The organism is Mycolicibacterium houstonense, assembly GCF_900078665.2.
In the GTDB taxonomy this organism is placed as follows: domain Bacteria; phylum Actinomycetota; class Actinomycetes; order Mycobacteriales; family Mycobacteriaceae; genus Mycobacterium; species Mycobacterium houstonense.
The window spans coordinates 1-1,198 of the sequence record NZ_LT546210.1; the positions used below are offsets into that span (position 1 = coordinate 1).

Annotated in this window: 2 protein-coding genes; both read left to right on the forward strand. The window is 68.8% G+C overall.

The genetic code is table 11. From position 1 onward, the window contains the following. On the forward strand, positions 1 to 503 hold a 503-nt coding region (locus BN4332_RS31670), incomplete at its 5' end, for a DUF3159 domain-containing protein (protein WP_066904121.1). A 149-nt stretch (positions 504 to 652) separates the two neighbouring features. Then, a partial coding sequence (locus BN4332_RS31675; RefSeq protein ID WP_160110975.1) for an ABC transporter permease subunit occupies positions 653 to 1,198 on the forward strand: 546 nt, incomplete at its 3' end.

Consider the following 1,198-nt stretch of genomic DNA (forward strand, 5'->3'; position numbering starts at 1 on the left):
GCGTGCCCGCGATCGTCGCCGCACTGGTGACCGCGGCCCTGGTGTTCGGCTGGCAGCTGGTGCGCCGCGAATCGGTCCGGCCCGCGCTGTGGGGATTCGTCGGCGTGGCCGCCTGCGCGCTGTTGGCGCTGGTAACCGGCCAGGCCAAAGACTTCTATCTGCCGGGCATCTGGATGTCCCTGGCCTCGGCCGTCGCGATGACCCTCTCGATCCTGGTCCGGCGCCCGCTCGTCGGGGTCATCTGGGCCTGGGCCACCGGCCGGGACGGCTCCTGGCGCCGGGTGCCCGGGGTCCGGTGGGTATTCACCGCCGTCACCGCGGTGCTGGCGACCGTGTCCTGGTCGCGGTTCCTCATACAGAACTACCTCTACGACACCGATCAGGACGCACTGCTGGCCGTGGCGCGCCTCGTCATGGGCTGGCCGTTGTTCGTCGTCACCACCACACTGGTGCTGCTGAGCGCCCGGTATGCGATCCGGGCGCTGCCACAGTCGGCGAACTGAACGCCGGGTAAAACTCAGCCCGATTCCAGACCTTCACCCCGGCAACCGTCACCGGTACCAATACCCGGGTGAACACGACGCTGCCCGGTTGCTGTTGTCGCTGAAGCCAATCGCCACCTCCTGCCTTCAGCAACAGAAAGCTGCCCACAGTGTCTGTGTTCGTCGACATCGTTCCCACCGAGGCCGAAACCGGCCCACCACGCCCAGCCGCCGCGTCCAGCCGATGGCGCGCCCTGCTCACCCGCTCGGCGTTGCCACTGCTGTCGGTGGTGGTGTTCTTCGCGGTGTGGCAGGCCGTGGCCTGGGCCGGCATCTGGAACCAGACGTTCGTGCCCTACCCGGCCACGGTCTGGCGTGCTTTCCTCGACGTCTCGACCACTCATGACGGCACCCGCGGCTACGCCGGATACCTCCTGTACGAACACCTCTACATGACGCTGCGCCGCGTGCTGGCCGGTGTCGTGATCGGTGTGGCGGTCGGTGTCCTGCTTGGCCTGCTGATGGGGTCGGTCGGCTGGTTGCGCAGTGTGCTCGAGCCGTGGCTGACGTTCCTGCGGGCCCTGCCGCCGCTGGCGTACTTCTTTCTCCTGGTGATCTGGCTGGGCATCGACGAGGCGCCGAAGATCACGCTGCTGGCCCTGGCCGCATTGCCGCCCGCCGCGGTGGCGACCACCGCGGCCGTGGTGGCCGCCCCG